The sequence below is a fragment of the Paraburkholderia fungorum genome (assembly GCF_046027215.1).
Taxonomy (GTDB): Bacteria; Pseudomonadota; Gammaproteobacteria; order Burkholderiales; family Burkholderiaceae; genus Paraburkholderia; species Paraburkholderia fungorum_D.
On record NZ_JAQQEN010000002.1, the window covers coordinates 183,784 to 206,603 of the forward strand.

Annotated in this window: 22 protein-coding genes; 13 read left to right on the plus strand and 9 right to left on the minus strand. The window is 62.8% G+C overall.

Annotated features, from left to right (window positions below; all coding sequences use genetic code 11):
• Positions 1–25: 25 nt before the first annotated feature.
• The 6 genes from phnL to phnG are packed head-to-tail and all read right to left on the minus strand — an operon-like array spanning position 26 to position 4,757.
• Positions 26–835: a phosphonate C-P lyase system protein PhnL gene (phnL, locus tag PQR27_RS21535; RefSeq protein WP_408525683.1), complete on the minus strand. Its 810-nt coding sequence runs from the start codon at positions 833–835 to the stop codon at positions 26–28.
• 8 nt (positions 836–843) lie between these two features.
• Positions 844–1,614 (minus strand): phosphonate C-P lyase system protein PhnK, encoded by a 771-nt coding sequence (gene phnK, locus PQR27_RS21540; RefSeq protein ID WP_408525684.1) that lies wholly within the window; start codon positions 1,612–1,614, stop codon positions 844–846.
• Positions 1,611–2,534 (minus strand): alpha-D-ribose 1-methylphosphonate 5-phosphate C-P-lyase PhnJ, encoded by a 924-nt coding sequence (locus PQR27_RS21545; protein WP_408525685.1) that lies wholly within the window; start codon positions 2,532–2,534, stop codon positions 1,611–1,613. Before PQR27_RS21545 ends, phnK begins: the two co-directional genes overlap by 4 nt.
• Positions 2,531–3,661, minus strand: coding sequence for a carbon-phosphorus lyase complex subunit (locus tag PQR27_RS21550; protein WP_408525686.1), 1,131 nt, complete (start codon positions 3,659–3,661; stop codon positions 2,531–2,533). Before PQR27_RS21550 ends, PQR27_RS21545 begins: the two co-directional genes overlap by 4 nt.
• Positions 3,661–4,272 (minus strand): phosphonate C-P lyase system protein PhnH, encoded by a 612-nt coding sequence (phnH, locus tag PQR27_RS21555; RefSeq protein ID WP_408525687.1) that lies wholly within the window; start codon positions 4,270–4,272, stop codon positions 3,661–3,663. The genes PQR27_RS21550 and phnH overlap by 1 nt, the downstream gene beginning before the upstream one ends.
• A complete protein-coding gene (gene phnG, locus PQR27_RS21560) occupies positions 4,272–4,757 on the minus strand; it encodes a phosphonate C-P lyase system protein PhnG (RefSeq protein WP_408525688.1) in 486 nt (161 codons plus the stop codon). Before phnG ends, phnH begins: the two co-directional genes overlap by 1 nt.
• A gap of 181 nt (positions 4,758–4,938) precedes the next feature.
• Between phnG and phnF the strand changes: the two genes are divergently transcribed.
• The 4 genes from phnF to PQR27_RS21580 all read left to right on the plus strand — a co-directional run bounded on the left by phnF (position 4,939) and on the right by PQR27_RS21580 (position 8,248).
• Positions 4,939–5,697, plus strand: coding sequence for a phosphonate metabolism transcriptional regulator PhnF (gene phnF, locus PQR27_RS21565; protein ID WP_408525689.1), 759 nt, complete (start codon positions 4,939–4,941; stop codon positions 5,695–5,697).
• Positions 5,694–6,416: a DUF1045 domain-containing protein gene (locus PQR27_RS21570; RefSeq protein WP_408525690.1), complete on the plus strand. Its 723-nt coding sequence runs from the start codon at positions 5,694–5,696 to the stop codon at positions 6,414–6,416. The genes phnF and PQR27_RS21570 overlap by 4 nt, the downstream gene beginning before the upstream one ends.
• 2 nt (positions 6,417–6,418) lie before the next feature.
• Positions 6,419–6,973 (plus strand): phosphonate metabolism protein/1,5-bisphosphokinase (PRPP-forming) PhnN, encoded by a 555-nt coding sequence (gene phnN, locus PQR27_RS21575; protein WP_408525691.1) that lies wholly within the window; start codon positions 6,419–6,421, stop codon positions 6,971–6,973.
• An 84-nt stretch (positions 6,974–7,057) separates the two neighbouring features.
• Positions 7,058–8,248 carry a M20 aminoacylase family protein gene (locus tag PQR27_RS21580; RefSeq protein ID WP_408525692.1) on the plus strand — a complete coding sequence of 397 codons (1,191 nt, stop codon included), beginning with the start codon at positions 7,058–7,060 and terminating at the stop codon, positions 8,246–8,248.
• 118 nt (positions 8,249–8,366) lie between these two features.
• On the opposite strand, the gene PQR27_RS21585 is transcribed toward PQR27_RS21580, so the two are convergent.
• Positions 8,367–9,191 carry an IclR family transcriptional regulator gene (locus PQR27_RS21585; RefSeq protein WP_408525693.1) on the minus strand — a complete coding sequence of 275 codons (825 nt, stop codon included), beginning with the start codon at positions 9,189–9,191 and terminating at the stop codon, positions 8,367–8,369.
• A 287-nt stretch (positions 9,192–9,478) separates the two neighbouring features.
• Between PQR27_RS21585 and PQR27_RS21590 the strand changes: the two genes are divergently transcribed.
• The 9 genes from PQR27_RS21590 (at position 9,479) to PQR27_RS21630 (ending at position 20,991) form a co-directional block, all read left to right on the plus strand.
• Positions 9,479–10,183, plus strand: coding sequence for a FadR/GntR family transcriptional regulator (locus PQR27_RS21590; protein ID WP_408525694.1), 705 nt, complete (start codon positions 9,479–9,481; stop codon positions 10,181–10,183).
• A 49-nt stretch (positions 10,184–10,232) separates the two neighbouring features.
• On the plus strand, positions 10,233–11,123 hold the full coding sequence (ltnD, locus tag PQR27_RS21595; protein WP_408525695.1) for an L-threonate dehydrogenase: 891 nt from the start codon (positions 10,233–10,235) through the stop codon (positions 11,121–11,123).
• 15 nt (positions 11,124–11,138) lie between these two features.
• Positions 11,139–12,449 (plus strand): 3-oxo-tetronate kinase, encoded by a 1,311-nt coding sequence (otnK, locus tag PQR27_RS21600; RefSeq protein WP_408525696.1) that lies wholly within the window; start codon positions 11,139–11,141, stop codon positions 12,447–12,449.
• On the plus strand, positions 12,446–13,108 hold the full coding sequence (otnC, locus tag PQR27_RS21605; RefSeq protein ID WP_408525697.1) for a 3-oxo-tetronate 4-phosphate decarboxylase: 663 nt from the start codon (positions 12,446–12,448) through the stop codon (positions 13,106–13,108). Before otnK ends, otnC begins: the two co-directional genes overlap by 4 nt.
• A 115-nt stretch (positions 13,109–13,223) precedes the next feature.
• Complete coding sequence (otnI, locus tag PQR27_RS21610; protein WP_408525698.1) at positions 13,224–14,012, plus strand: 2-oxo-tetronate isomerase; 789 nt, start codon at positions 13,224–13,226, stop codon at positions 14,010–14,012.
• Between the two features lie 26 nt (positions 14,013–14,038).
• A complete protein-coding gene (denD, locus tag PQR27_RS21615; protein WP_408525699.1) occupies positions 14,039–15,019 on the plus strand; it encodes a D-erythronate dehydrogenase in 981 nt (326 codons plus the stop codon).
• Between the two features lie 232 nt (positions 15,020–15,251).
• Positions 15,252–16,454: a 3-oxoadipyl-CoA thiolase gene (gene pcaF, locus PQR27_RS21620; protein ID WP_408525700.1), complete on the plus strand. Its 1,203-nt coding sequence runs from the start codon at positions 15,252–15,254 to the stop codon at positions 16,452–16,454.
• Positions 16,455–17,001: 547 nt separating this feature from the next.
• A complete protein-coding gene (locus PQR27_RS21625; RefSeq protein WP_408525701.1) occupies positions 17,002–17,586 on the plus strand; it encodes a hypothetical protein in 585 nt (194 codons plus the stop codon).
• A 435-nt stretch (positions 17,587–18,021) separates the two neighbouring features.
• On the plus strand, positions 18,022–20,991 hold the full coding sequence (locus tag PQR27_RS21630) for a family 78 glycoside hydrolase catalytic domain (protein WP_408525702.1): 2,970 nt from the start codon (positions 18,022–18,024) through the stop codon (positions 20,989–20,991).
• Between the two features lie 168 nt (positions 20,992–21,159).
• Here the strand turns inward: PQR27_RS21630 and PQR27_RS21635 are convergent, their stop codons facing one another.
• Together PQR27_RS21635 and PQR27_RS21640 are read right to left on the minus strand one after the other, a co-directional pair.
• On the minus strand, positions 21,160–21,540 hold the full coding sequence (locus PQR27_RS21635; RefSeq protein WP_408525703.1) for a DUF2917 domain-containing protein: 381 nt from the start codon (positions 21,538–21,540) through the stop codon (positions 21,160–21,162).
• Positions 21,541–21,788: 248 nt separating this feature from the next.
• A complete protein-coding gene (locus PQR27_RS21640) occupies positions 21,789–22,790 on the minus strand; it encodes a DUF535 family protein (protein WP_408525704.1) in 1,002 nt (333 codons plus the stop codon).
• Positions 22,791–22,820: the final 30 nt, after the last annotated feature.

The following is a 22,820-nucleotide window of genomic DNA, read 5'->3' on the forward strand; positions in this document are numbered from 1 at the left end:
GTCAGTCAGACCTGAGTGTTGCAGCTCAGTGTTTCAGTGTAGTGCCGTTTTGCGTCGATGGGTGACGCAGCGGCGGCTGGAGTTCGAGGCGGCGGGTGGCCACCTTGCTACGCGTGTCTTCGTCGTGAAAGATGCCGACGATCGCCGCGCCGCGCTCGCGTGCTTCGACGATCAGATCGGCCACCACGTCGCGGTTTTCCGCGTCTAGCGAGGCGGTTGGCTCGTCGAGCAGCAGCAGCGGATGCTCCGCGATCAAACCCCGCGCGATGTTCACGCGTTGCTGTTCGCCGCCGGAGAAAGTGGCGGGCGCGAGCGTCCACAGCCGTTCGGGCACGTTCAGCCGCGCCAGCAGGGCGGCTGCCCGCGCCCGTGCTTCATCTTCGGCCACGCCGCGCGACAGCAGCGGTTCGGCGACGAGCGTGAGGGTCGGCACGCGCGGAATCACGCGCAGAAACTGGCTGACGTAGCCGACCACACCACGGCGCAGGCGCAGGACGTCGTGCGGCTCGGCGCCGGTGATCGCCACCGGCTGGCCGCCGTCGGCCGCATCGCGAATCGCGATGGAGCCGGTGCTCGCCAGGTAATTGCCGTACAAGCAACGCAACAGCGTACTCTTGCCCGCACCGGACGGGCCGACCAGTACCACACACTCGCCGCGTTCGACTTCGAGCGACACGCCCGCGAGCGCTTCGATCCGCACGCCGCCCTGGCCATGCAGCGTAAATGTCTTGCCGATGTTCACGGCGCGCAGCATCAGCGCGGCGTTATCGCCAAACTTGTCGATCAGCGCGCGAGCGGATGCGCGCGAGTCAGTGCTTGTTTCAATGGAGCGCATTGTGAGCCTCAAACCGGCAGAACCGAGGAAACCAGCGTTTGCGTGTACGGATGCTGCGGATCGTCGAGCACCTGATCGGTCAGACCCGCCTCGACCACTTCGCCGCCTTGCATGACCATCAACCGATGCGCGAGCAGTCGCGCCACACCGATATCGTGCGTGACGATCAGCACCGACAGATGCAGCGTGGACGTCAACGTACGCAGCAGATCGAGCAGGCGCGCCTGCACGGATACGTCGAGACCGGCTGTGGGTTCATCCATGAAGACGAGGCGCGGGCCGGTGACCAGATTGCGCGCGATCTGCAAACGCTGCTGCATGCCGCCGGAAAACGCCGCGGGAAACTCGTCGATCCGTGTGGCGTCGAGTTCGACGCGTTCCATCCATTGCGTTGCCACGTGGCGGATATCGCCGTAGTGGCGCGCGCCGACAGCCATTAGCGGTTCGCCGATATTCGCGCCGGCCGACACGCCGCTGCGCAGGCCGTCGCGCGGATTCTGCTGCACGAAGCCCCACTCGGTGCGCTTCAATAGACGCCGGCGCGGTTCGGACAGGGCGCGCAGGTCGAGCTGTTCGCCATGCGTGGCCGCGTAATGGAGCGAGCCACTATCGGCTTCCGTTTTCAGCGCCAGCGTGTTCAACAGCGTGGTCTTGCCCGAGCCGGATTCGCCGACGATGCACAGCACCTCGCCCGGATACAGATCGAAACTCACGTTCCTGCAGCCGTTGCGGCCGCCGTATTGTTTGGTCAGCGAACGGGCGCTCAACAGCGGCGTCATGCGGTTTCTCCCTTGCGCGCTTCGTATGACGGCAGTTCCAGATCCTGATCGCCGCGGCGTTCATGACAGTAGTCGCTATCCGAGCACACGAACATGCGTTTGCCCGCGTCGTCGACGATCATTTCGTCAAGGAAACTTTCCGTCGATCCGCACAGCGCACAGGCGTGCTCCCACTTCTGTATCTCGAACGGATGGTCGTCGAAGTCGAGACTGCGTACCGGCGTATAGGGCGGAATTGCGTAAATGCGCCGTTCGCGGCCTGCGCCGAACAGTTGCAGCGCGGGGTTCATATGCATCTTCGGGTTGTCGAATTTCGGAATCGGCGAGGGCGAACTCAGATAGCGCTGGTTGACGATCACGGGATAGTCGTACGTGGTGGCGATGCTGCCGTGATGGACGATGTCCTCGTACAGCTTCACGCTGATCAAACCGTAATCGGCGAGTGCATGCAGCTTCTTGCATTCGGCCACACGCGGCTCCAGCCGGAACAACGGTTCGGGCATCGGCACCTGATAGACCAGAATCTGCCGGTCGGTGAGCGGCGCCTCGGGAATGCGATGGCGCGTCTGAATGATCGTCGCCTCAGTCGTGCGGCGGGTGGTCGCCACGCCCGTGGTGCGGGCGAAAAAGCGGCGGATGTTGACCGCATTGGTGGTTTCGTCGGAACCCTGGTCGATCACTTTCAGCGTGTCGCGCTGGCCGATGATCGCTGCCGTCACCTGAATGCCGCCGGTGCCCCAGCCAAACGGCAAGGGCATTTCCCGTGAAGCAAAAGGCACCTGGTAGCCCGGCACGGCGACGGCCTTAAGCAGCGCGCGGCGCAGCATGCGCTTGGTCTGCTCGTCGAGGTAGGCAAAGTTGTAGCCATCCGCGGCGCTGTCGTACGACGCGGTGGCGAGAGAGGTATCGGGCGCGTTCATGCGGCGTGCTCCTGCGGGTCCTGGTCGTCATTCCTGTCTTGCACGCCATGCTGCGCGCGCAGGCGCCGCACGAGTTCGAGCTCGGCCTGGAAGTCGACGTAGTGAGGCAATTTCAGATGCTGGACGAAGCCGGACGCTTCGACGCTATCGCTATGCGAGAGCATGAATTCGATGTCCTGGGTCGGCGAAGCGAGCGTTTCGCCGAGCTCTTCGGCGCGCAACGCGCGATCCACCAGCGCCATCGCCATCGTCTTGCGTTCCGAGTGACCGAACGCGAGACCATAGCCTTGCGTGAAGGTCGGCGGCACGTCGCCGCTGCCGGCGAACTGGTTGATCATCTGGCATTCGGTGATATCGATGTCGCCGATTTCCACTGCTTCGCCGAGTTCATCGAGTTCCATTTCCACCGCGATCGTGCCGAAGCGGATCTCGCCCGCGAACGGATGCGAGTGCGCGTAGCCACGCTGGGTTGCGTAGCCCATCGCGAGCAGGAAGCCTTCGTCGCCGCGGGCAAGATTCTGCAATCGCGTGGCACGGCTCGCGGGAAAGGCGAGCGGTTCGCGCGACAGGTCGCCGGGTTCGGGCGCATCCGGCGTGGGACGTTCCTGCTCGATCAGACCTTCCTTGTCGAGCAGCGAGACGACCCGCGGCATCGCTTCGGGTTGCTCATCAGTTCGCTGTGCTGAGAGCGGCGCGTTGGCGTTCGCTGCGGTGTCGCCGTCCGCGAGCAATGCGAAATCCAGCAGACGTTGCGTGTAATCGTAAGTCGCGCCGAGCAGTTGCCCGCCGGGCACATCCTTGAAGGTGGCGGAAATGCGGCGCTCCACCTGCATCGCTTCGGTATTGATCGCCTGCGTGTAGCCAAAGCGCGGCAACGTGGTGCGATACGCGCGCAGCAGGAAAATCGCCTCGACCAGGTCGCCCGCGGCCTGTTTGATCGCGAGCGCGGCGAGTTCTTCATCGTAGACCGAGCCTTCGGTCATCACACGCGCGACGGCGAGGCGCAATTGCTCGCGAATCTGCGCGACGCTGAGTTCGGCGAGCCGCGTGTCACCGCGGCGTGCCTTATCGAGCAGACGCCACGACGCTTCGATCGCGCGTTCTCCACCCTTGACGGCAACGTACATCAGTTCACCTTCGCTTCGGTAGTGCGCGGCAGACCGATCAGCAGGTCGCCGCAGACGAGATAACAGTCGATGCCGCACGGAAACAGCGGCGCGAGGGCGGCGCGCTCGCGCCAGAAATGCTCGGGCAGCCCGCGGGGAGCGATCGTCGCCGTGTGCTGGATGCCGGGACCGCTCAACACGACCGGCGCGCCGCCTGTCAGCGCTTCGACGCGGATCAGCAGCGTGACCGAATGCTCGGGCGCTTCGGCTTCACCGAGTGCAAAGCTTTCCAGCGACGGCATGTGGCCTGTGTCGTGGATATAGGCGAAGGCGGCCTGCGCGGGTTCGTCGACGAGCGGCGCACCGGTATGAAAGCGCAGCGCCGAACCCAGCGCGGTATCCGGCTGAGCGAGCCATACCGGCGTGGCGTAGTCGCACAGTGCAAGCAGTGCGGCGAACGCGGCCGGCTCGGCGCGTGTGGCCCGCACTTCAGGCAGGACGTTTTCGACGGTGCCGATCGTGCCTGGCCGCGATAGCGTATCGAGCAACGTGCGGAATACCGCCTGGGTATCGTGAACCGGGTCCTGGAAACCCGGCGTCAACGTGGACAATGCAATTTGCGAGTTTTCCATCAGTCGCCCCGGACCATCGTAAAGAATTCGACGCGTGTCGCCGCGGCGTCCTGTCGGCGCCCGGCGCGCTGACCCGCCTGCTGCGTAGCCAACGGCTCGATCAGTTGCTGATGCAACGCAGCATGGTGTTCGGGCAATTGCAGCAGCGCATCGGCTAAAGCGGCGAGTTCGGCGCGGCGGCGATCGCGGCCCAGATGACAGGCGACGCCGACCGCGGCGGAAACGTCGGCGGCGCCACGCAGACGCAAGGTGGCGCGCGTGACGGTGGCTTCGCCGAGGTTGAACGGGTCGCCGCTGCCGCCCACCCGGCCGCGCACCATGGCGAGGCCGATTTCAGGCGGGCGGAGCCAGTCGTAAGTGGGGGGCGGGACGCCTTGCAGCACGCGTTCGAGCGCGGCTTCGAGATCGGCGCGCGGCGTGCGCGCCAGCACGGCCATCCATGCGCGCCGCATGGCGGAGGAAGGCGAGGCGGAAGTGGCACTCATCGAAGTTCCTGTTGATCCAGCGAGCGGTCATTTGACCATCTATTCGTCTAAACGTCTAGACGTTTAAAGGTATGCTTGTCGAGCCTTGTTGCGCATGGCCGTCGTTTCACATTTCCATCACGGCTTGCGCACTACAATGCACGACATGGCGATTATTTGAACTCAGGGGAATGACAGCACCATGACATCGAACGACAACGCGACGCCGGGCACGCTGCTCGAACGCGGCGCGGGCGTTGCCGTCTGGCGGCAGATCGAGCAGATTCTGGCGGCCGAGATCGCCGCGAGCGGCTTTGGCGAGGAGGGCCGCCTGCCGAGCGAGGGCGAACTGGCCAAACGCTTCGACGTGAACCGCCATACGGTGCGCCGCGCCATGCTCGGTCTTGCGGCGCTCGGCCTTGTGAGCGTCGAGCAGGGCCGCGGCACCTTCGTACAGCCTGGCGCGATCGACTATACGATCGGCCGCCGTACGCGGTTTACAGAAAACTTGCGTCAGCAACATCATGCGGCGGCGGGCACGATGTTATCCGCGGCTCGCGTAAAGGCTGAGCCTAACGTGGCGAAAGCGCTGAGCCTGCGCGCCGGCGCACCGGTCTATCGGATCGAATCGCTGCACGAATCGGACGGCGTGCCGCTCACGTTCGCACGCAACTGGTATCCGGCCGCGCGTTTTGCTGACTTGCCGGAGGTGCTGCAGCGTACCGGCGGCATCACGAAGGCGATGGCTGAATTCGGCGTGAACGACTATCTGCGCAAGTGGAGCCGGATTGGCAGCGTGTTGCCGGAACCGGAAGTGGCGCGGCGTCTGAATATCAACCGGCAGCAGCCGGTGCTGTGGGTCGAAAACGTCGACGTGGACTTGGACGGCACGCCGGTCAAATACGGCTTCACCCATTTTGCGGCGGACCGCGTGCAACTGCTCGTGGAGCACGACGTATGAGCGGCGCTGCATGGAGCGCCGATGCACGTTTCGCGGTGTATTACGCGCCTTCGCGTGAATCGGCATGGTGGCAGGCCGGGTCGGCGTGGCTCGCCCGCGATGCGGAAAGCGGCGAACCCTGCGTGCCGCCGCAACCGGAAGGCTTGACGCGCCCGCTGGTGGACCTGACCGAAGCGCCGCGTCGTTACGGTTGGCACGGCACGCTGGTTGCTCCGTTTCGTCTCGAGGAGCGCGTCACGCAGCAGGACGTGCTGGAGGCGACGCGTCAGTGGGCTCGCACGCAGCGCGCGTTTTTGCTGCCGGTCGAAGCCGCGACGCTCGGCGACTTCGTTGCGCTGCGTCCGGCGGATCAGCGAGGTGAAACGAACATTGGCGCGGTTGCCGCGAGTGCACTGCAAACGCTCGATGGATTACGCGCGCGGCCATCGGCTGTCGATCTCGCGCGCCGTCTGGCCGGGCCATTGAGCGAACGGCAACGCGCGCTGCTGACTGAATGGGGCTATCCGTACGTGTTCGACGAATTCCGTTTCCATATGACGCTGTCCAGTTCGCTCGCGGACGCGAACGAGCGCGCAACGCTGGTCGACTGGTGGCAGGCACGCACGCCCGCGCTCGGGCCGCTCGCCATCGATCACGCCGCGCTCTTCGTGGAGCCCGCACCCGGCGCGCCGTTTGTGTTGTGGCAGCGCGTGCCGTTTCAGACCGGGGAGGTGATATAACAATGGCAGGGCGTTTGATCTATGTAATGGGGCCGTCCGGTGCGGGCAAGGATTCGCTGCTCGGCTTTGCACGCCGCCATCTGATGGGCGAGCCGATTCTGTTTGCGCATCGCTATATCACGCGGCCGAGCGGCAACGGCGAAGAGCATATTGCGTTGAGCATCGAGGAATTTGCCGCGCGTTCGGTGCTTGGCCTGTTCGCACTCGAATGGACGAGTCACACGCTGCGCTATGGCATCGGCATCGAACTCGACGCCTGGCTGGCCCGCGGCTGCACGGTCGTCGTCAATGGATCGCGGCAGCATGTGCCGCACACCCTGGCACGCTATCCGGACATGGAAGTCGTGCACGTGGACGCCGCGCCGCACATTCTCGAGGCGCGGCTCGGCGCCCGGGCACGCGAGTCGGCGGAGCAGGTCGCCGCAAGGCTCGCTCGCCGCGCGCCATTTTCGCTACCCGATGGCGTGCGCTGCACGACGATCGATAACTCCGGCGCACTGGAAGATGCGGGGCACGCGTTGATTGAGTTCCTGAAAGCAGAAGCTCACGTTCGATAGGCTCGCTTAAGCAATCCGTCTTTGTCACAATGCTCGTTCCGTTTGCCGCATTGTCATGCGGCGTCATTCCCCTGGAGCATTGAGATGAGCGAAGCCGCGCGTTTTACCGAAGTTTCCGACCTGGCGCCTGCCGCCGAAAGCCTGCGCGAGATCCGTCATCACATCCATCATCATCCGGAACTCGCGTACGAAGAAGTGCAAACCGGCGCGCTGGTGGCGCAGAAACTCGAACAATGGGGCTGGCAGGTCACGCGCGGCGTCGGGCAAACCGGCGTGGTGGGCACGCTGAAAGTAGGCGACGGCACGCGCAGCATCGGCATTCGTGCCGACATGGACGCGCTGCCGATCATCGAGCAGACGGGCCTGCCGTATGCGAGCGGCACGCACGGCAAGATGCACGCATGCGGCCACGACGGCCACACAACGATGCTGCTCGGCGCGGCGCAACGTCTCGCGGCCACGCGCAATTTCTCCGGCACTGTGCATCTGTACTTCCAGCCGGCGGAGGAAAGCGGCATCGACAGCGGCGCGATGAAAATGATCAACGACGGCTTGTTCGAGCGTTTTCCGTGCGACGCGGTGTTCGGTCTGCACAACCATCCGGGCGAAGAGCCGGGCGTGATGCTGTTCCGCAAGGGGCCGTTCATGTCGGCGGGCGACAAGGCGATCATTACGATCGAAGGCGTGGGTGGCCATGCGGCGCGTCCGCATCTGACGGTGGATCCGGTGGTGATCGCGGCGAGCATCGTGATGGCGTTGCAGACCATCGTGGCGCGCAACATCGATCCGTCGCAACCGGCGGTGGTGACAGTCGGCTCGATGCATGCGGGGACCGCGAACAACGTGATTTCGGGCAGCGCGCGGCTGGAATTGAGCGTGCGCTCGTTCAGCCCTGAAGTACGCTCGCTGCTGAAAAAGCGCATCACCGAACTTGCGGAGAGCCAGGCGGCGAGCTATGGCGGCAAGGCGGTGGTGGAATATATCGAAGGCTATCCGGTGGTGATCAATTCGGATGCCGAAACGGATTTTGCCGTGGAAGTGGCGCGCGAACTGGTCGGCGAGGACAAGGTGGTCGAGCAGACCGACATTCTGATGGGCAGCGAAGATTTCGCCTTCATGTTGCAGAAGCGCCCGGGTACGTTCCTGCGGATCGGCAACGGCGCGGGCGAGGACGGCTGCATGGTGCACAACCCGCACTATGACTTCAACGACCGCAACCTGCCCATCGGCGCGGCGTTCTGGACGCGGCTGGTGGAGCGCTATCTGGGCCAGTAAGCACGCAATCGCAGTGGGCGTTGAGCACAATCAGCGGCCCAACCATCACAGCGCGAACAAGCCGCGAACAAACCGCGAAGTGCGGCGCGCTTGAGTCATGCGCGCGCCGTCGTCACGCTCAACCGCGGCGCGCCACCATTTCGGATACCGATTGCGCGGCATGCTGCAACGGTTCGAGAAAGGCCTTCACCATCTGCCTGGCGGAATTGCGCTGGGCGTTGCCGCTGATATTCATCGCCGCGATCACGCGCCCTTGCCGGTTGCGAATCGGCGCGGACAGCGAAATCAGACCGCCTTCCAGTTCCTGATCGACGATCGCCCATCCCTGGCGGCGCACCTGCGCGATCAGTTTTTTCAGCTCGTCCTTGTCGGTCACCGTGCGCGGCGTGTGCGCGTAGAGCGGTGTACTGCTCAGTGCCGCGTCCAGTGCTTCGTCGTCGAGGGCGGCGAGCAACACGCGTCCCATCGACGTGCAGTACGCCGGCAGGCGGCTGCCGATCGACAGGTTGATGGTCATGATCTTGTGGGTCGGCACCCGCAGCACATAGACGATCTCGGTGCGATCGAGCACGGCCGCCGAGCAGCTTTCGTGCACCTGCGCCGACAACTGTTCCATGACCGGTTCAGCGAGGTTCCAGAACGGCATCGAGGTCAGGTACGCGAAGCCGAGGTCGAGAATCTTCGGCGTGAGGCGGAACAGACGGCCTTCCGATTCGACGTAGCCGAGCGTCTGCAGGGTCAGCAGGATGCGGCGCGCGCCTGCACGCGTGAGACCCGTGGCGGCGGCGACGTCGGTGAGCGTCTGTTCGGGACGGGCGGCGTCGAATGCGCGGATCACCGCAAGGCCGCGCGCGAACGACTGCACATACGAGTCGCCCGGTTTGTCCGGGGCCGGTTCGGCGCTGGCGGGAACGGCGGAAGACGGCGGCAGGGCTTTGCTCATGGGCCTTTGCAAAAAGCGTTCGAAGAGGGCGGTTGCCGGTGGCGCACAGCCGGGGCACGGGCCAGGCACCAGCGTGGGCCCAGGCGTGGGCACGGGCATCGCGCAAGCCTGGCGGCGCGATACCACGGAAAGCCGTGACGATAGCTTAAGCCTTGATTTTCGCCAACCTCGCAGGTTTTTGGCCCCTTTTTGAACCCTTCTTGAACCCTCAACCAGGGTTTGCAAGGATGCAGTCCCGATCCGAAATTTGTATGATGACCCGATAACATGATCAATCGAGGCAGTCGATGTTCGACAAGATTCCTGCCAGAGCCATGAGCGACACGGTCGCGCAGCAGCTTCTCAAGCAGATCGACAAAGGCACGTTCAAGCGCGGCGGCAAGCTGCCGACCGAGGCCGTGCTGGCGCAGCAATTCGGCGTGAGCCGTACAGTGATCCGCGAGGCGATTTCGCGGCTGAAGAACGAAGGCGTGGTCGAGCCGCGTCAGGGCAGCGGCGTATTCATCGCCGCGCACGGCGCGATCCGGCCATTGCGCATCGATTACGCGGAAGCCGTCGAGGCGGGCTCGGTGCTGCAAATCCTCGCGTTGCGGCGGGCGATCGAAGCGGAAGTCGCGTCTGAAGCCGCCACGCGCCGCAGCGACGCCGACATGATGTCGATCGACGCCGCGCTCGCAAAGATCGAGGAAGCCGTGACCGAAGGCGAGGACGGCGTCGCCGAAGACATTGCGTTTCATCGGGCAATCGCCGCGGCCACCGGCAATCCGTATTTCCTCAAGACGCTCACGTTCCTGAATCAGTACCTCGAAGCGGGCACCGTGGTGACGCGGCGCAACGAAGCGCTGCGCGAAGACTTCTCGCGTCAGGTGCGCGAAGAGCATGCGGCGATCGTCGCCGCGATTCGCGCGGGCGACCCGATGGCGGCGCTCAACGCGGCGCGCACGCATATGTACAACGCGGCACGGCGGCTCGAGCAAGCGGGGATTTGCTGAGCGTGAGCGCTTGCGGCACCGGCCGCTAACGAATTCCCGGAGGTGAGGCATGTCCAGAAATGTCGGTGTCATCGGTCTTGGTGCAATGGGCCTGGGTGTCGCGCGTTCGTTGTTGCGCGCGGGCTTTCGCGTTCACGCATGCGATCTGCGCAGTCAGGTCCTGCAAACGTTCGTCGCGGAAGGCGGTGTGGGTTGCGCTTCGCCCGCGGAGCTCGGGGCGCAATGCGACGTGGTCGTCACGCTGGTCGTCAATGCCGCGCAGACCGAAGCGGTGCTGTTCGGCGCGCAAGGCGCGGTCGCCGCAATGAAGAAGGGTGGCGTCGTGATTGCCAGCGCGACAGTCGCACCGGACTTCGCGATCGAACTCGGTCAGCGGATCGAGGCGGCCGGATTGCAGATGCTCGATGCGCCGGTGTCGGGTGGCGCGGCGCGCGCGGCATCCGGCGAAATGACAATGATGACGTCGGGGCCGCAAGCCGCCTACGCCGGGTGTGAGGATGTGCTGGCCGCGATGGCCGGCAAGGTCTATCGGTTGGGCGACGCGCACGGCGCCGGGTCGAAAGTGAAGATCATCAATCAGCTGCTGGCCGGCGTGCATATCGCGGCGGCCGCGGAAGCCATGGCGCTCGGTTTGCGCGAAGGCGTGGATGCCGATGCGCTGTACGAGGTCATCACGCATAGCGCGGGCAATTCGTGGATGTTCGAGAACCGCGTGCCGCACATTCTCAATGGCGATTACACGCCGCTGTCGGCGGTCGATATCTTCGTCAAGGATCTTGGCCTCGTGCTCGACACCGCGCGCCGTTCGAAGTTTCCCTTGCCGCTCTCGGCGGCGGCTCACCAGATGTTCATGATGGCGTCTTCTGCCGGTCACGGCGGTGAAGACGATTCTGCCGTAATCAAGATTTTCCCCGGCATCGACGTGCCGGCGGCGAAATAAACGCTGGAGCCCGTCATGACCATCACGTCCCAACGCGCGTTGCTTGGCTGTATTGCTGACGATTTCACCGGTGCCACCGACCTCGCGAACATGCTGGTGCGCGGCGGCATGCGCACCGTGCAGACCATCGGCGTGCCCGCGTCGAACGATGTCGTCGAGGCCGACGCATTGGTCGTCGCGCTGAAATCGCGCACGATCCCCGCCGCTGACGCGGTCGCGCAATCGCTTGCCGCGCTTAACTGGTTGCGCGCGCAAGGATGCCGCCAGTTCTTCTTCAAGTACTGTTCGACCTTCGATTCGACCGATGCGGGCAACATCGGTCCGGTCACGGATGCATTGCTCGACGCGTTGTGCGCCGACAGCGGAGCCACGGCGTTGACGATTGCCTGCCCGGCGTTTCCCGAGAATGGCCGCACGATCTATCGTGGCCATCTGTTCGTCGGCGATAGCCTGCTCAATGAATCGGGGATGGAAAATCATCCGCTCACGCCGATGCGCGATGCCAATCTCGTCCGCGTGTTGCAGCGGCAAACTGGCTCGAAAGTCGGCCTGGTGCGTTACGACACCGTCGCCAAAGGCGTTTCCGAAGTACGCGAATCGTTCGACGCGTTACGCAACGACGGCGTGCGAATGGCGATTGCCGACGCAGTGTCGGATGCGGATCTTTATGTCCTCGGCGAAGCGTGCGCCGATTTCACGCTCATCACGGGCGGCTCCGGTGTCGCGCTGGGGTTGCCGGGCAATTTCCGCCGCGCGGGCCAGCTCGCGGAGCAAGCCGATGCCGCGCAGTTGCCTCGCGTCGAGGGCCTGTCGGTGGTACTGGCCGGCAGCGCATCCAAAGCGACCAACGGGCAAGTGGCGGCGTGGCGCGACACGCGGCCTTCGTTCCGCATCGATCCGCTGGCGGTTGCACACGGCGAACCGGTGGTCGAACAGGCTCTGGCGTTCGCCCAGGCGTACCTCGATAAAGCCCAGCCGGTGTTGATCTACGCCACCGCCACGCCCGACGAAGTCAAGGTGGTGCAGCGTGAACTCGGCGTCGACGAGGCGGGGCAACTGGTCGAAACGACCCTGGCGGCGATCGCGCGCGGCCTGCGCGAGCGTGGCGTGCGCAAGTTCGTGGTGGCCGGCGGCGAAACCTCGGGTGCGGTGGTGCAGGCGCTCGAGGTGCGCACGCTGCGCATCGGCGCGCAGATCGATCCCGGCGTGCCGGCCACCGCGACGACCGGCGCGGCACCGCTCGCGCTAGCGCTGAAATCCGGCAACTTCGGCACGACCGACTTCTTCGAAAAGGCCCTGCGCCATCTCGATGGAGCGGTGCAATGACCGGCGCGCCAGCAGTCCATCTGACGAACGAAGCCAGGGTACGCGAAGAGATCTGCGTGACCGGTGCGAGTCTCTATCAGCGTGGCTACACCGTGGGCACCGCCGGCAACATTAGCGCGCGCCTCGACGACGGCTGGCTGATCACCCCGACCGATGCGTGCCTGGGCCGGCTCGACCCCGCCGGGATCGCCAAGGTCGATCTGAATGGCAACGCGGTGTCCGGCGGCAAACCGTCAAAGACGCTGGCGCTGCATCGCGGCATCTACACGCGCAACGGCGAAGCACGCGGCATCGTCCATACGCACTCGACGCATCTGGTCGCGCTGACGCTGGCAGGCATCTGGAGCGAACAGGATGTGTTGCCGCCGATCACGCCGTACTACGTCATGAAAGTAGGACATGTCCCCCTGATTCGTTACAGGCGGCCCGGCGATCCGCAGGTGGCCGAACAGATTGCCGCGCTTGCCGATCGCGTGCGCGCCGTCCTGCTCGAACGCCTCGGCCCGGTGGTGTGGGAACGCTCGGTTGCGCAGGCCGCGTATGCGCTCGAAGAACTCGAAGAGACCGCGCGCCTATGGCTGATGACCAACCCACGGCCCGCGCCGCTCGACGAAGCGGCGCTCGAAGAATTGCGAACGGTGTTCGGCGCGCGCTGGTAGAAGCTGGCGCAAAAGAAGCCGAAGCCGGTGGTGATTGATCCAGACTGCGCGCGTGAAGCAACCCCTTCTATGCACAACGCGCATTGACTCACACTGTTTCCAGGGAGTGTCCGCCATGCCCCGTTTCGCCGCCAATCTGACGATGATGTACAACGAGCACGCTTTCCTCGACCGTTTCGCCGCCGCGGCAAGCGACGGCTTCAAGGCGGTCGAGTTTCTGTTTCCCTACGATTTCCGTGCCGGAGAAATCAAGGCGCGGCTCGATGCGAACGGCCTGACCCAGGCGCTCTTCAATGCGCCGCCCGGCGACTGGGCCGCGGGCGAACGCGGCATTGCATCGCTGCCGGGCCGCGAAGACGAATTTCATCGCAGCGTCGACACGGCGCTCGAATACGCGCGCGTGCTCGGCAATCGCAAACTGCATGTGATGGCGGGGCTGATCGGCGCGGATCAGCCGCGCGCGCGGCATCGCGAGGTGTACCTGAAGAACCTTGCCTATGCCGCGACGGCCGCGCAAGCCGAAGGCATCACCGTCGTGATCGAGCCGATCAACACGCGCGATATTCCCGGCTTCTTTCTAAACCGGCAGGACGATGCGCAGGCGACTTGCGCGGAAGTCGGGGCGCCGAACCTCAAGGTGCAATTCGACTGCTATCACTGCCAGATCGTCGAGGGCGATCTCGCGGTGAAACTCAAACGCGATATGGCCGGTATCGGCCACATTCAGATTGCCGGCGTGCCGGAGCGGCACGAGCCGGATATCGGCGAACTGAACTACCCGTATCTGTTGGAACTGATCGACTCGCTCGGCTACGACGGCTACATCGGTTGCGAGTACCGGCCGCGGGCGGCGACCTCGGCCGGCCTCGGCTGGCTCAAGCCCTATCTGAACGACGCTCGCTAACGCGGTCTACAAGGACACACGACATCATGAAAGTACTGATTACTGGCGGTGCGGGTTTTCTCGGTCAGCGCCTCGCGCGCGAACTGCTGGCGCGCGGTTCATTGAAGGACGCGCACGGCGCGCCGCAAGCGATTACCGAACTGGTGCTGCTCGATGTCGCGCGCGCGGGCGATTTCGGCGACAGCCGCGTGCGTACCGAGGTTGGCGATATCGCGGAGCGCAGCGTGCTCGAAGGCGTGATCGACGAGAAGACGTCGGTGATCTTCCATCTGGCCGCGATCGTGAGCGGGCAGGCCGAAGCGGATTTCGATCTCGGCATGCGTATCAATCTGGATGCGTCGCGTTTATTGCTGGAAACGTGCCGGCAACGCGGACATGCACCGCGCGTGGTGTTCACGAGTTCGGTGGCGGTTTATGGCGGCGATCTGCCCAAAGTCGTGCAGAACGATACGGCGCTGAATCCGCAATCGTCCTACGGCGCGCAGAAGGCGATCGCCGAACTGCTGCTGAACGATTACTCGCGGCGCGGTTTCGTCGACGGTCGCGTGTTGCGCCTGCCCACCATCAGCGTACGGCCGGGCAAGCCCAATGCGGCGGCGTCGTCGTTCGCGAGCGGGATCATTCGCGAACCGCTGAACGGCGAAGCGGCGGTGTGTCCCGTGTCGGGCAACACGCGCTTGTGGCTGCTGTCACCGCGCAAGGCGATCGAAAGCCTGATCCTCGGGCTGGAACTCGAGGCCGCCGTGCTCGGCAACCAGCGTGTGCTGAATCTGCCGGGAATTTCGGTCACTGTCGACGAGATGGTCGCGGCGCTGCGAGAGGTCGCCGGTGACGAAACCGCCGGGCGTATCGTGTGGGAGCCGGATCCGCGTGCGGAGAAAATTGTCGGCAGCTGGCCCGGGCAGTGGGATACGTCACGCGCGGAACGGCTCGGCCTGACGAGCGAGCGCAGTTTCGCCGATGTGATCCGCAGCTATATCGCAGACGAGCGCATTCAGATCCGCTGACAACCGCGGGCAGCCCGTACACAGGCGAGATTGGCGTGAGCGACAGGGCTTTCGAGGGCACAGGTGCGCTATTTGTCAGACGCTTTGCGAGTGGCCGCGAGGCTGCGTGTGTTCCCTGGTCCGCGTCTGGCTTTCGCTTGACAGGGTTTCAGCCCCACGCCTATTATCGTGTCTAGATGTTCGGTATATGACCTATTGTTCGTATATAGAACAAATTAACTGGAGACATCACATGACCGAAGCCTTCCTGTGCGACGCCATTCGCACCCCGATCGGCCGCTATGCGGGCTCGCTGTCGTCGGTTCGCGCCGACGACCTGGGTGCCGTGCCGCTCAAAGCGCTGATGGAGCGCAACAAGGACGTCGACTGGAACGCGATCGACGACGTGATTTACGGCTGTGCGAACCAGGCCGGTGAAGACAATCGCAACGTCGCGCGCATGTCGCTGCTGCTCGCCGGTTTGCCGCAAGGCGTGCCGGGTTCGACGGTGAACCGTCTGTGCGGCTCGGGCATGGACGCGGTCGGCATCGCCGCACGCGCGATCAAGTCGGGCGAGGCCGCGTTGATGGTGGCGGGTGGCGTCGAAAGCATGAGCCGCGCGCCGTTCGTGATGGGCAAAGCCACCAGCGCGTTTTCGCGCCAGGCCGACATCTTCGATACGACGATCGGGTGGCGTTTCGTCAACCCGCTGATGAAGCAGCTCTACGGTGTCGATTCGATGCCGGAGACCGGCGAAAACGTCGCGACCGACTACAAGATCAGCCGCGCCGACCAGGACGCGTTTGCGTTGCGCAGCCAGCAGAAGGCGGCGCGCGCACAACGCGACGGCACGCTGGCACAGGAAATCGTCGGCGTGACGATCGCACAGAAGAAGGGCGATCCGATCACCGTCTCGCAAGACGAACACCCGCGCGAAACCAGTCTCGAAACGCTTGCCAAACTGAAGGGCGTGGTGCGCGCTGACGGCACCGTGACGGCAGGCAACGCATCTGGTGTGAACGACGGCGCGGCGGCTTTGTTACTCGCCAACGAAGACACTGCAAAGCGCTTCGGCCTGACGCCGCGCGCGCGCGTGCTGGGTATCGCAACCGCAGGCGTCGCGCCACGCGTGATGGGCATCGGCCCGGCGCCCGCCACGCAGAAGCTGCTGGCACGCCTCGGCATGACCATCGACCAGTTCGACGTGATCGAATTGAACGAAGCATTCGCCTCGCAAGGTCTCGCCGTGCTGCGCGCACTCGGTGTCGCGGACGACGATGCACGCGTGAATCCGAACGGCGGCGCGATTGCGCTCGGCCACCCGCTCGGCATGAGCGGCGCGCGTCTGGTGACCACCGCCATGTATCAGCTGCATCGCACGCAAGGTCGCTTTGCGTTGTGCACGATGTGCATCGGCGTGGGTCAGGGCATCGCAATCGCGATCGAACGCGTGTGATGATTTAGCGCCTGGGCGATGCGTCGGCGCGTTGCGTCGGCGCGTTGCGCTGGCACGCTCGCGGTCACTTCGAAAACAGCCCCATCGCGTGTGCGATGGGGCTGTTTTATTTTGTGCGGCAGTCGGATTCCCTTTTTATTGAATCCATGCTTAATCGTCCGCAATGATGTCTTCCGATTACGGCGCGGCGGGTGCTGTGGATGAAAATAATAGTCTTTCATGCAGTGTGTATTTAATGCTGCCCGCATAATCTGAATGCGCCGCCGCGTTTATATTCCTGACAGAAAAACCTGAAAGCGATATGGCGTCTGGTGGGATCAAGGCGCGACGCCATGCCGCGCCGCGCCTTGGTCTTATATGACGCGGTGATTTAAGAATGACAATTTAAACGATCGTGGTTTCTTGTGAGGCATGTACAATCGTGGCGCTGTACGCTTTTAGTAATTGTGATCCTGAAGATGCGGTGTATTCATGGCATTGCGAATCGGTATTCATCCATTGCCGATTGCACATCGCCAGATCAAACGATTTTTCAAGGAGAAGGTGAATGAAGGCAGCGACGATTGGAGCAGCGTTAATGGTAGCGGCAGTCGCCGCGGCGCAGCCGGCGTGGGCGCAGGATGCGATGGCCAGCGCAGCACAGGGTATCGTCGGCGCAGTGCAGCCGGTGCATGTGAAGGCGCAGATCGTCGGTATCGATCCGGGCACGCGCACGTTGACGCTCAAAGGGCCGGGCGGCAACGCGGTGGTCGTGCTGGTGAGCCAGGCAGTGGCAGGCTTCGATCAACTGAGGGTCGGCGATCGGGTCGATGTACTGTATAAGAACGCGCTGCTCGTGAAGGCCGATAAGGTCACCGGCGCGGACAAGGGCATTCGCGCCCGCGTCGATACGCAGGTGTACGCACCGGCTTCCGGCGGCTTTGAATCCGCGCGTCAGATCGAAGTGCTCGCCACGGTGCAGAAGATCGATCACAAGAAGCGCCTCGTCACGTTGCGCGGTGCCTATCAGACGCAAACACTGCAGGTGGGACCGGACGTCGACCTCAAGGGCGTCAAGGTCGGCGATACGATTCACGCGGTATTCGTGTCGGCCGCGGCTGTGCAGGTGACGCCGCAAGGGGCCGCGCAGTAAGCGGTGCCATGCGCAGGTAATTGCCTACGCCGGCAATTACCTGCGCTGGTCATGGCCTACATCTGAGGACGACCCGGTCGCATGTGCGGTCGGGTCGTTTTCATTGGGCAACCCGCCTACGCTTCGTATCCTCGCCGCCCGCGCAGTACAAAACTGCGATTCCACTTTCACCTGGCACATATGCCGATGCTCGATCGCGCGTTGCCCGCGTCGGGATCGCTTCATCAGGCCACGCGCCTTAGTCGCGTGCGCATGGCCTCGCCTGCTAATATTGCCGATTCCCCTTCAATGCGTCGCCGGTGACTCCGTGGGTGGCCGCGACCTAAGCCTTGGCACATGAAAATTCGAGGACTCGTTACCGTCTTTGCTTCTGCAGTCATTCTGTGGTTTTGCACAGTGACGGCAAGTGCCGCGGAGGCCGTGAGAATTGAGAGCGTGTCGATCGAAAACGCTTCCACCCCGCTTGGTATTGACACTCCGGCGCCAAGATTCAGCTGGGTGATCGCATCGAACGAGCGTAACGAGAGGCAGACCTCCTATCAAATCCGCGTCGCATTGAGTCCGGAGAAACTCCAGACCCCGGATGTCTGGGATAGTGGCAAGGTCGACGGAGATCAGTCGCAATTCGTTTCGTATAAAGGTGCTCCGCTGCGTTCACGTACGCGCTATTTCTGGACGGTCCGCGTCTGGGATGCTCACGGTCTGCCATCTGCCTGGAGCAAACCTTCCTGGTGGGAAATGGGATTGTTGAACGGCGCCGCCTGGCAAGCGCAGTGGATTGGCCGTCATGGTAATGAGCCGCTGCCACCCGACCTCATAAAATGGCAAATTCCGGCCGTTACGGCGCAACTTCCGCCGGGCCAGGCTCAAGGGCAGAGCTTCACCACGGATTATGCGATCGCATCGGTCAGCGCCGAGGTTCCGACCTTCGGCACCGCGAATTCCAGCTTTACCCTCTCGTTGTATAAAAACGGGCCTGGGGGCGAACTGTTGGCCAAACACCGCATTGACAACCACCCGGATAATCACTGGGCAACCCTGAAACTCGACAAACCTCTCGCACCGGGCAAATACTACCTGGAACAATCTGACGTCACTGGCAAGGTCGGTTGGTACACGTTTCCTGACTGCAAGTATTCGTTCGGCGAAGCCTACGTCAACAAAAAGGAAATTCAGGGCGACCGCAAGACAAAATGGGAAATCAGTGGCGCGAAAGAACCCGATGGGCTGACATCCCAGCTGCGCCGGGAATTTAATGCCACCAAAGCAATAAAAGACGCCAGGCTGTACATCACCGCACTCGGATTGTATCGAGCGCAAATCAACGGCCAGGCTGTGAGTCCGGACTATTTTGCGCCGGGCTGGACCGATTATCAGAAGCGGATTCAATATCAGACCTACGACGTGACAAACCTGCTCCGCAAGGGCCGTAATGCCATTGCCGTCAATCTCGGTCCCGGTTGGTATGCCGGAAATGTTGGCTCGCTAGGTCCGAATCAGTATGGCCAGTTGCCTTACCTGCGTGCGCAGCTCGAATTGCGCTACACGGACGGCAGCAGCGAGCGGATTGCCACGGATGGCAATTGGAAGAGCACGCTGGGTCCCATCGTCAGCTCCGACCTGATCATGGGCGAACAATATGACGCCCGCCTGGCAACACCAGGCTGGAATTTACCCAACTACGACGATAAAAGCTGGAAGCCGGTACGGATAGGCCCGAATGTGAACGCAGCCCTGGTTGCGCAAGTCGATCCTCCCATCCGTGCTGACCGTGAGTTAAAACCGATAAAGGTGACTCAGATCAGGCCCGGCACATACGTCTACGATATGGGTCAAAACATGGTCGGAGTCGTCAGGCTGCGCGCCGGCGGCAAGGCTGGACAAGTCGTTACGCTGCGGTACGCCGAAGTCTTGAACGCGGATGGCACGGTGTATACCGACAACCTTCGCACTGCAAAGGCTACGGATCAGTACATCATGAGTGGGCAGGGCATGGAAGAATTTGAGCCTGCCTTCACGTTTCATGGTTTCCGCTACGTCGAAGTTAGCGGGGCAACGTCCCGGCCCGAAATCGTCGGACGCGTATTGCATACGGCAATGCCGTTGACGATGTCGTTTGCCACCAACGTGCAAATGCTGAATCAGCTGCAGCACAATATTGTGTGGGGTCAGCGCGGGAATTTTCTCTCGGTCCCAACGGACACGCCGGCACGCGACGAGCGTCTGGGTTGGACAGGAGACATCGCAGCATTCGCAGGCACAGCGGCATACAACATGCAAACTCTGTCCTTCCTGGCAAAATGGCTGACCGATCTCCGTGACACTCAATCGCCAGCCGGCGCCTTTGCCGACGTTGCACCTACCATCCAGGGCATCGGAAACGCTGGCGCTGGTTGGGGCGATGCGGGCGTAATCGTGCCGTGGACGTTATATGAGCATTACGGTGACCTGCGCATACTCGAGCAAAACTTCGAGGCAATGGACAAATGGCTTTCCTGGCTCGAAACGAATAGTACGGGCTATCTTCGACCCAGTAGCGGCTACGGTGACTGGCTGAACGTGAACGACGAGACTCCAAAAGATCTGATCGCCACGGCTTTCTTTGCGGAAAGTGCTCGCACCGTGGGTAAAGCTGCACGGGCGCTCAACAAGGATCCCCGCCGTTATGACGAACTCTTTTCGAAGATCCGTACTGCATTCATTCGTAAGTATGTCTTTCCCGATGGCAGATTGACGGTCGAAACGCAAACTGCCTATGCACTTGCATTGACCATGGATCTCGTGCCGACGGAATTACGGAAGCCAGCCGCGGATCGATTGGTTCAATTGATCAAGGACAAGGATTGGCACCTGTCCACAGGCTTCCTTGGCACGCCCCGTCTGTTACCAGCGCTTTCCGAAACCGGTCATGAGGACGTGGCCTACCGTCTTCTGCTGCAGAAGACCTTTCCGTCCTGGGGCTACCAGATCAGCAAAGGCGCGACAACCATGTGGGAACGTTGGGACGGAATCCGGCCGGATGGAAGCTTCCAGAACAAGGCGATGAATTCGTTCAACCATTACGCCTACGGTTCGGTAGGAGAGTGGATGTATCAGAACATTGCTGGTATCCGCGCCATGACGCCCGGATTTCAACGGTTCGTTGTTAAACCTGTTCCGGGAGGGCAGGTGAACTCGGCGAATGTCCGTTTTGAATCGGGCTACGGGCCGATTGCCGTGCGTTGGAATGAAGGGAGTGACAACGCGCAGCTTTTTGTGAGTATCCCTGTGAACACGAGCGCGGAAATCTGGGTACGAAACAAGGGCGGGAGCGTTCAAAGCGACGGCGCGCGTTTTATCCGCCCCGAGCCAGGATATTCAGTCTATGAGGCAGGTTCAGGGACCTACCATTTCACCGTTCATTGACCAGAGAGGGCAGCAGACGCCCTCCAACCAGCGCGCGGTTTCCACACACCACCTCAACCGCGCAACGCGATGCCAGCATGCCTGAGCGCACATGCAAACACCCCTCCTTGCAGGGGTGTTTGCTTTTCTACCTGCGAAGGTGGGACTACTGCGTCACCGCCGCGCATGCTAACGCGGCAGCAGCGTGCCCAGGCTTGACCATGCAAGCCGACCCAGCCAACGCCCGAGCCACCCATGGCGCACGGGTAGCGCGCAACTCAGCGACACGCGTGCGCCGCTTCCGTCATCCGTACTCAGCCACACACGCTCACCGCGCTGCAGCCGGAACTCGTTGCCCGGTTCGAGCCAGTGATCGTACGGCGAACTGACGCGCGTGAGCCATACACGTGCGCCTCGCACGCGCAGCACGCTCTCGGCATCGACACGCCATGTCAGCGTCGCGCCCGGGACTACGGAAAAATGTACAACCACCTTCGGCAGACTGTCGTCCTGCTGATACCCAACCAGACTTGAGTCGTCGTCCATGCACTGCGGGCTTGCCTGATCCATCTTGCTCTCCGTCATCGAGCCGGCGGACGGAGGCGCCCATAAAACAAAAGGCCCCTTCCGTTACCGGCGGGGCCTTTGGGTTCTGATTGCAGATTCAGACTGCTAACGCGCACATGCTCCCAAACGCCTGCCGATGATGGCATGCATTGTTGGGTTATTAATCGCGGTGGCGATGGAGGTGTGCGTCAACATGCGATCGAGTGTGCCGTTTTGTCGCATGTCTTGTCAATAAAAAAATCGCAATAGATTCAAGCGGCAACGTGGAATGCGAAGCTTTGGTGTGTCCGACTCGTGGTGATGCTCTGACGGATCTGCGTCGCGAGTGAGCGTCGCAATGCGTAGCGCTTGCGTCGCGTCGCGCCACCGTTATCGGCGTATTGCCGCTCGGCGAGATAGCGCGCCGGCGGTGGCAGAACGAACCAGCCGTTCCAGCGCGCGAGCGCGCCGCACTCGTGCGACAGGCGATCATAATCTGCCGCCACGCGAGACTTTCTCAGGCAATAGCGCCAGTTGGTATAGATGTGCGCCTGCTTCGAGACGATGAAGGTGCCGCCTGCATCGAGCGCTGCGGCGACGCATTGCGCGAGGTAAATCACCAGCACTTTCGGCCGCAGTCCATACCAACGTTTGGTCAGCGCGCGAAACAGTTCACGGCCGTTCACGGAACTATCCGGGCCTTGCACGGAGCCGATGCAAAGACGCGGCCGCCGCACCTTGCCGCCCAGATAGGCGAAACTGAAGGTGCACGAAACGATGCGCTGGTCCCGCGCGTCGCGAATGCATAACGTCCAGTCGCCTTCTTTCTGAAACTGATCAATCGACTCCAGCGATACATGCCAGCGCTCGGCGTCGACCGCGAACGAGGCGATTGTTGCCGAACCGAGGCGGGCGACGCGTGCGGCGAGTTGCGGCATGCGCTGCTGCGTCAGCGTGTGGTGGTCGAGGCTCGCCATCAGGCGTTCGCGCGGACTGAAGCGGGTGTGCAGGAAGGGGCGGTGCATGCGTTCGAGTGCGGTGGGGTGTCGTTGAACCAGATCGAGCAGGGGCGAAACAGCGCAGTGTTCGAGCCATGTTTGCGTCGAGCGCCAGCACGTGAGCGAGCGCAGCCATAGCCGCGCGCGTCGCCAGCGATGAAACGCGCTGGTGCCGGGATACAGGACGTGGGCCGTCCGTTGAATGGCCGCGAACGACGTGGTGACTTGCGCGAGCCACAGCGAGCGGGTACGAGTCTCTTGATTGGAAACAGGCATCACGATAGATCCTTTTGACTCTTTCAACGA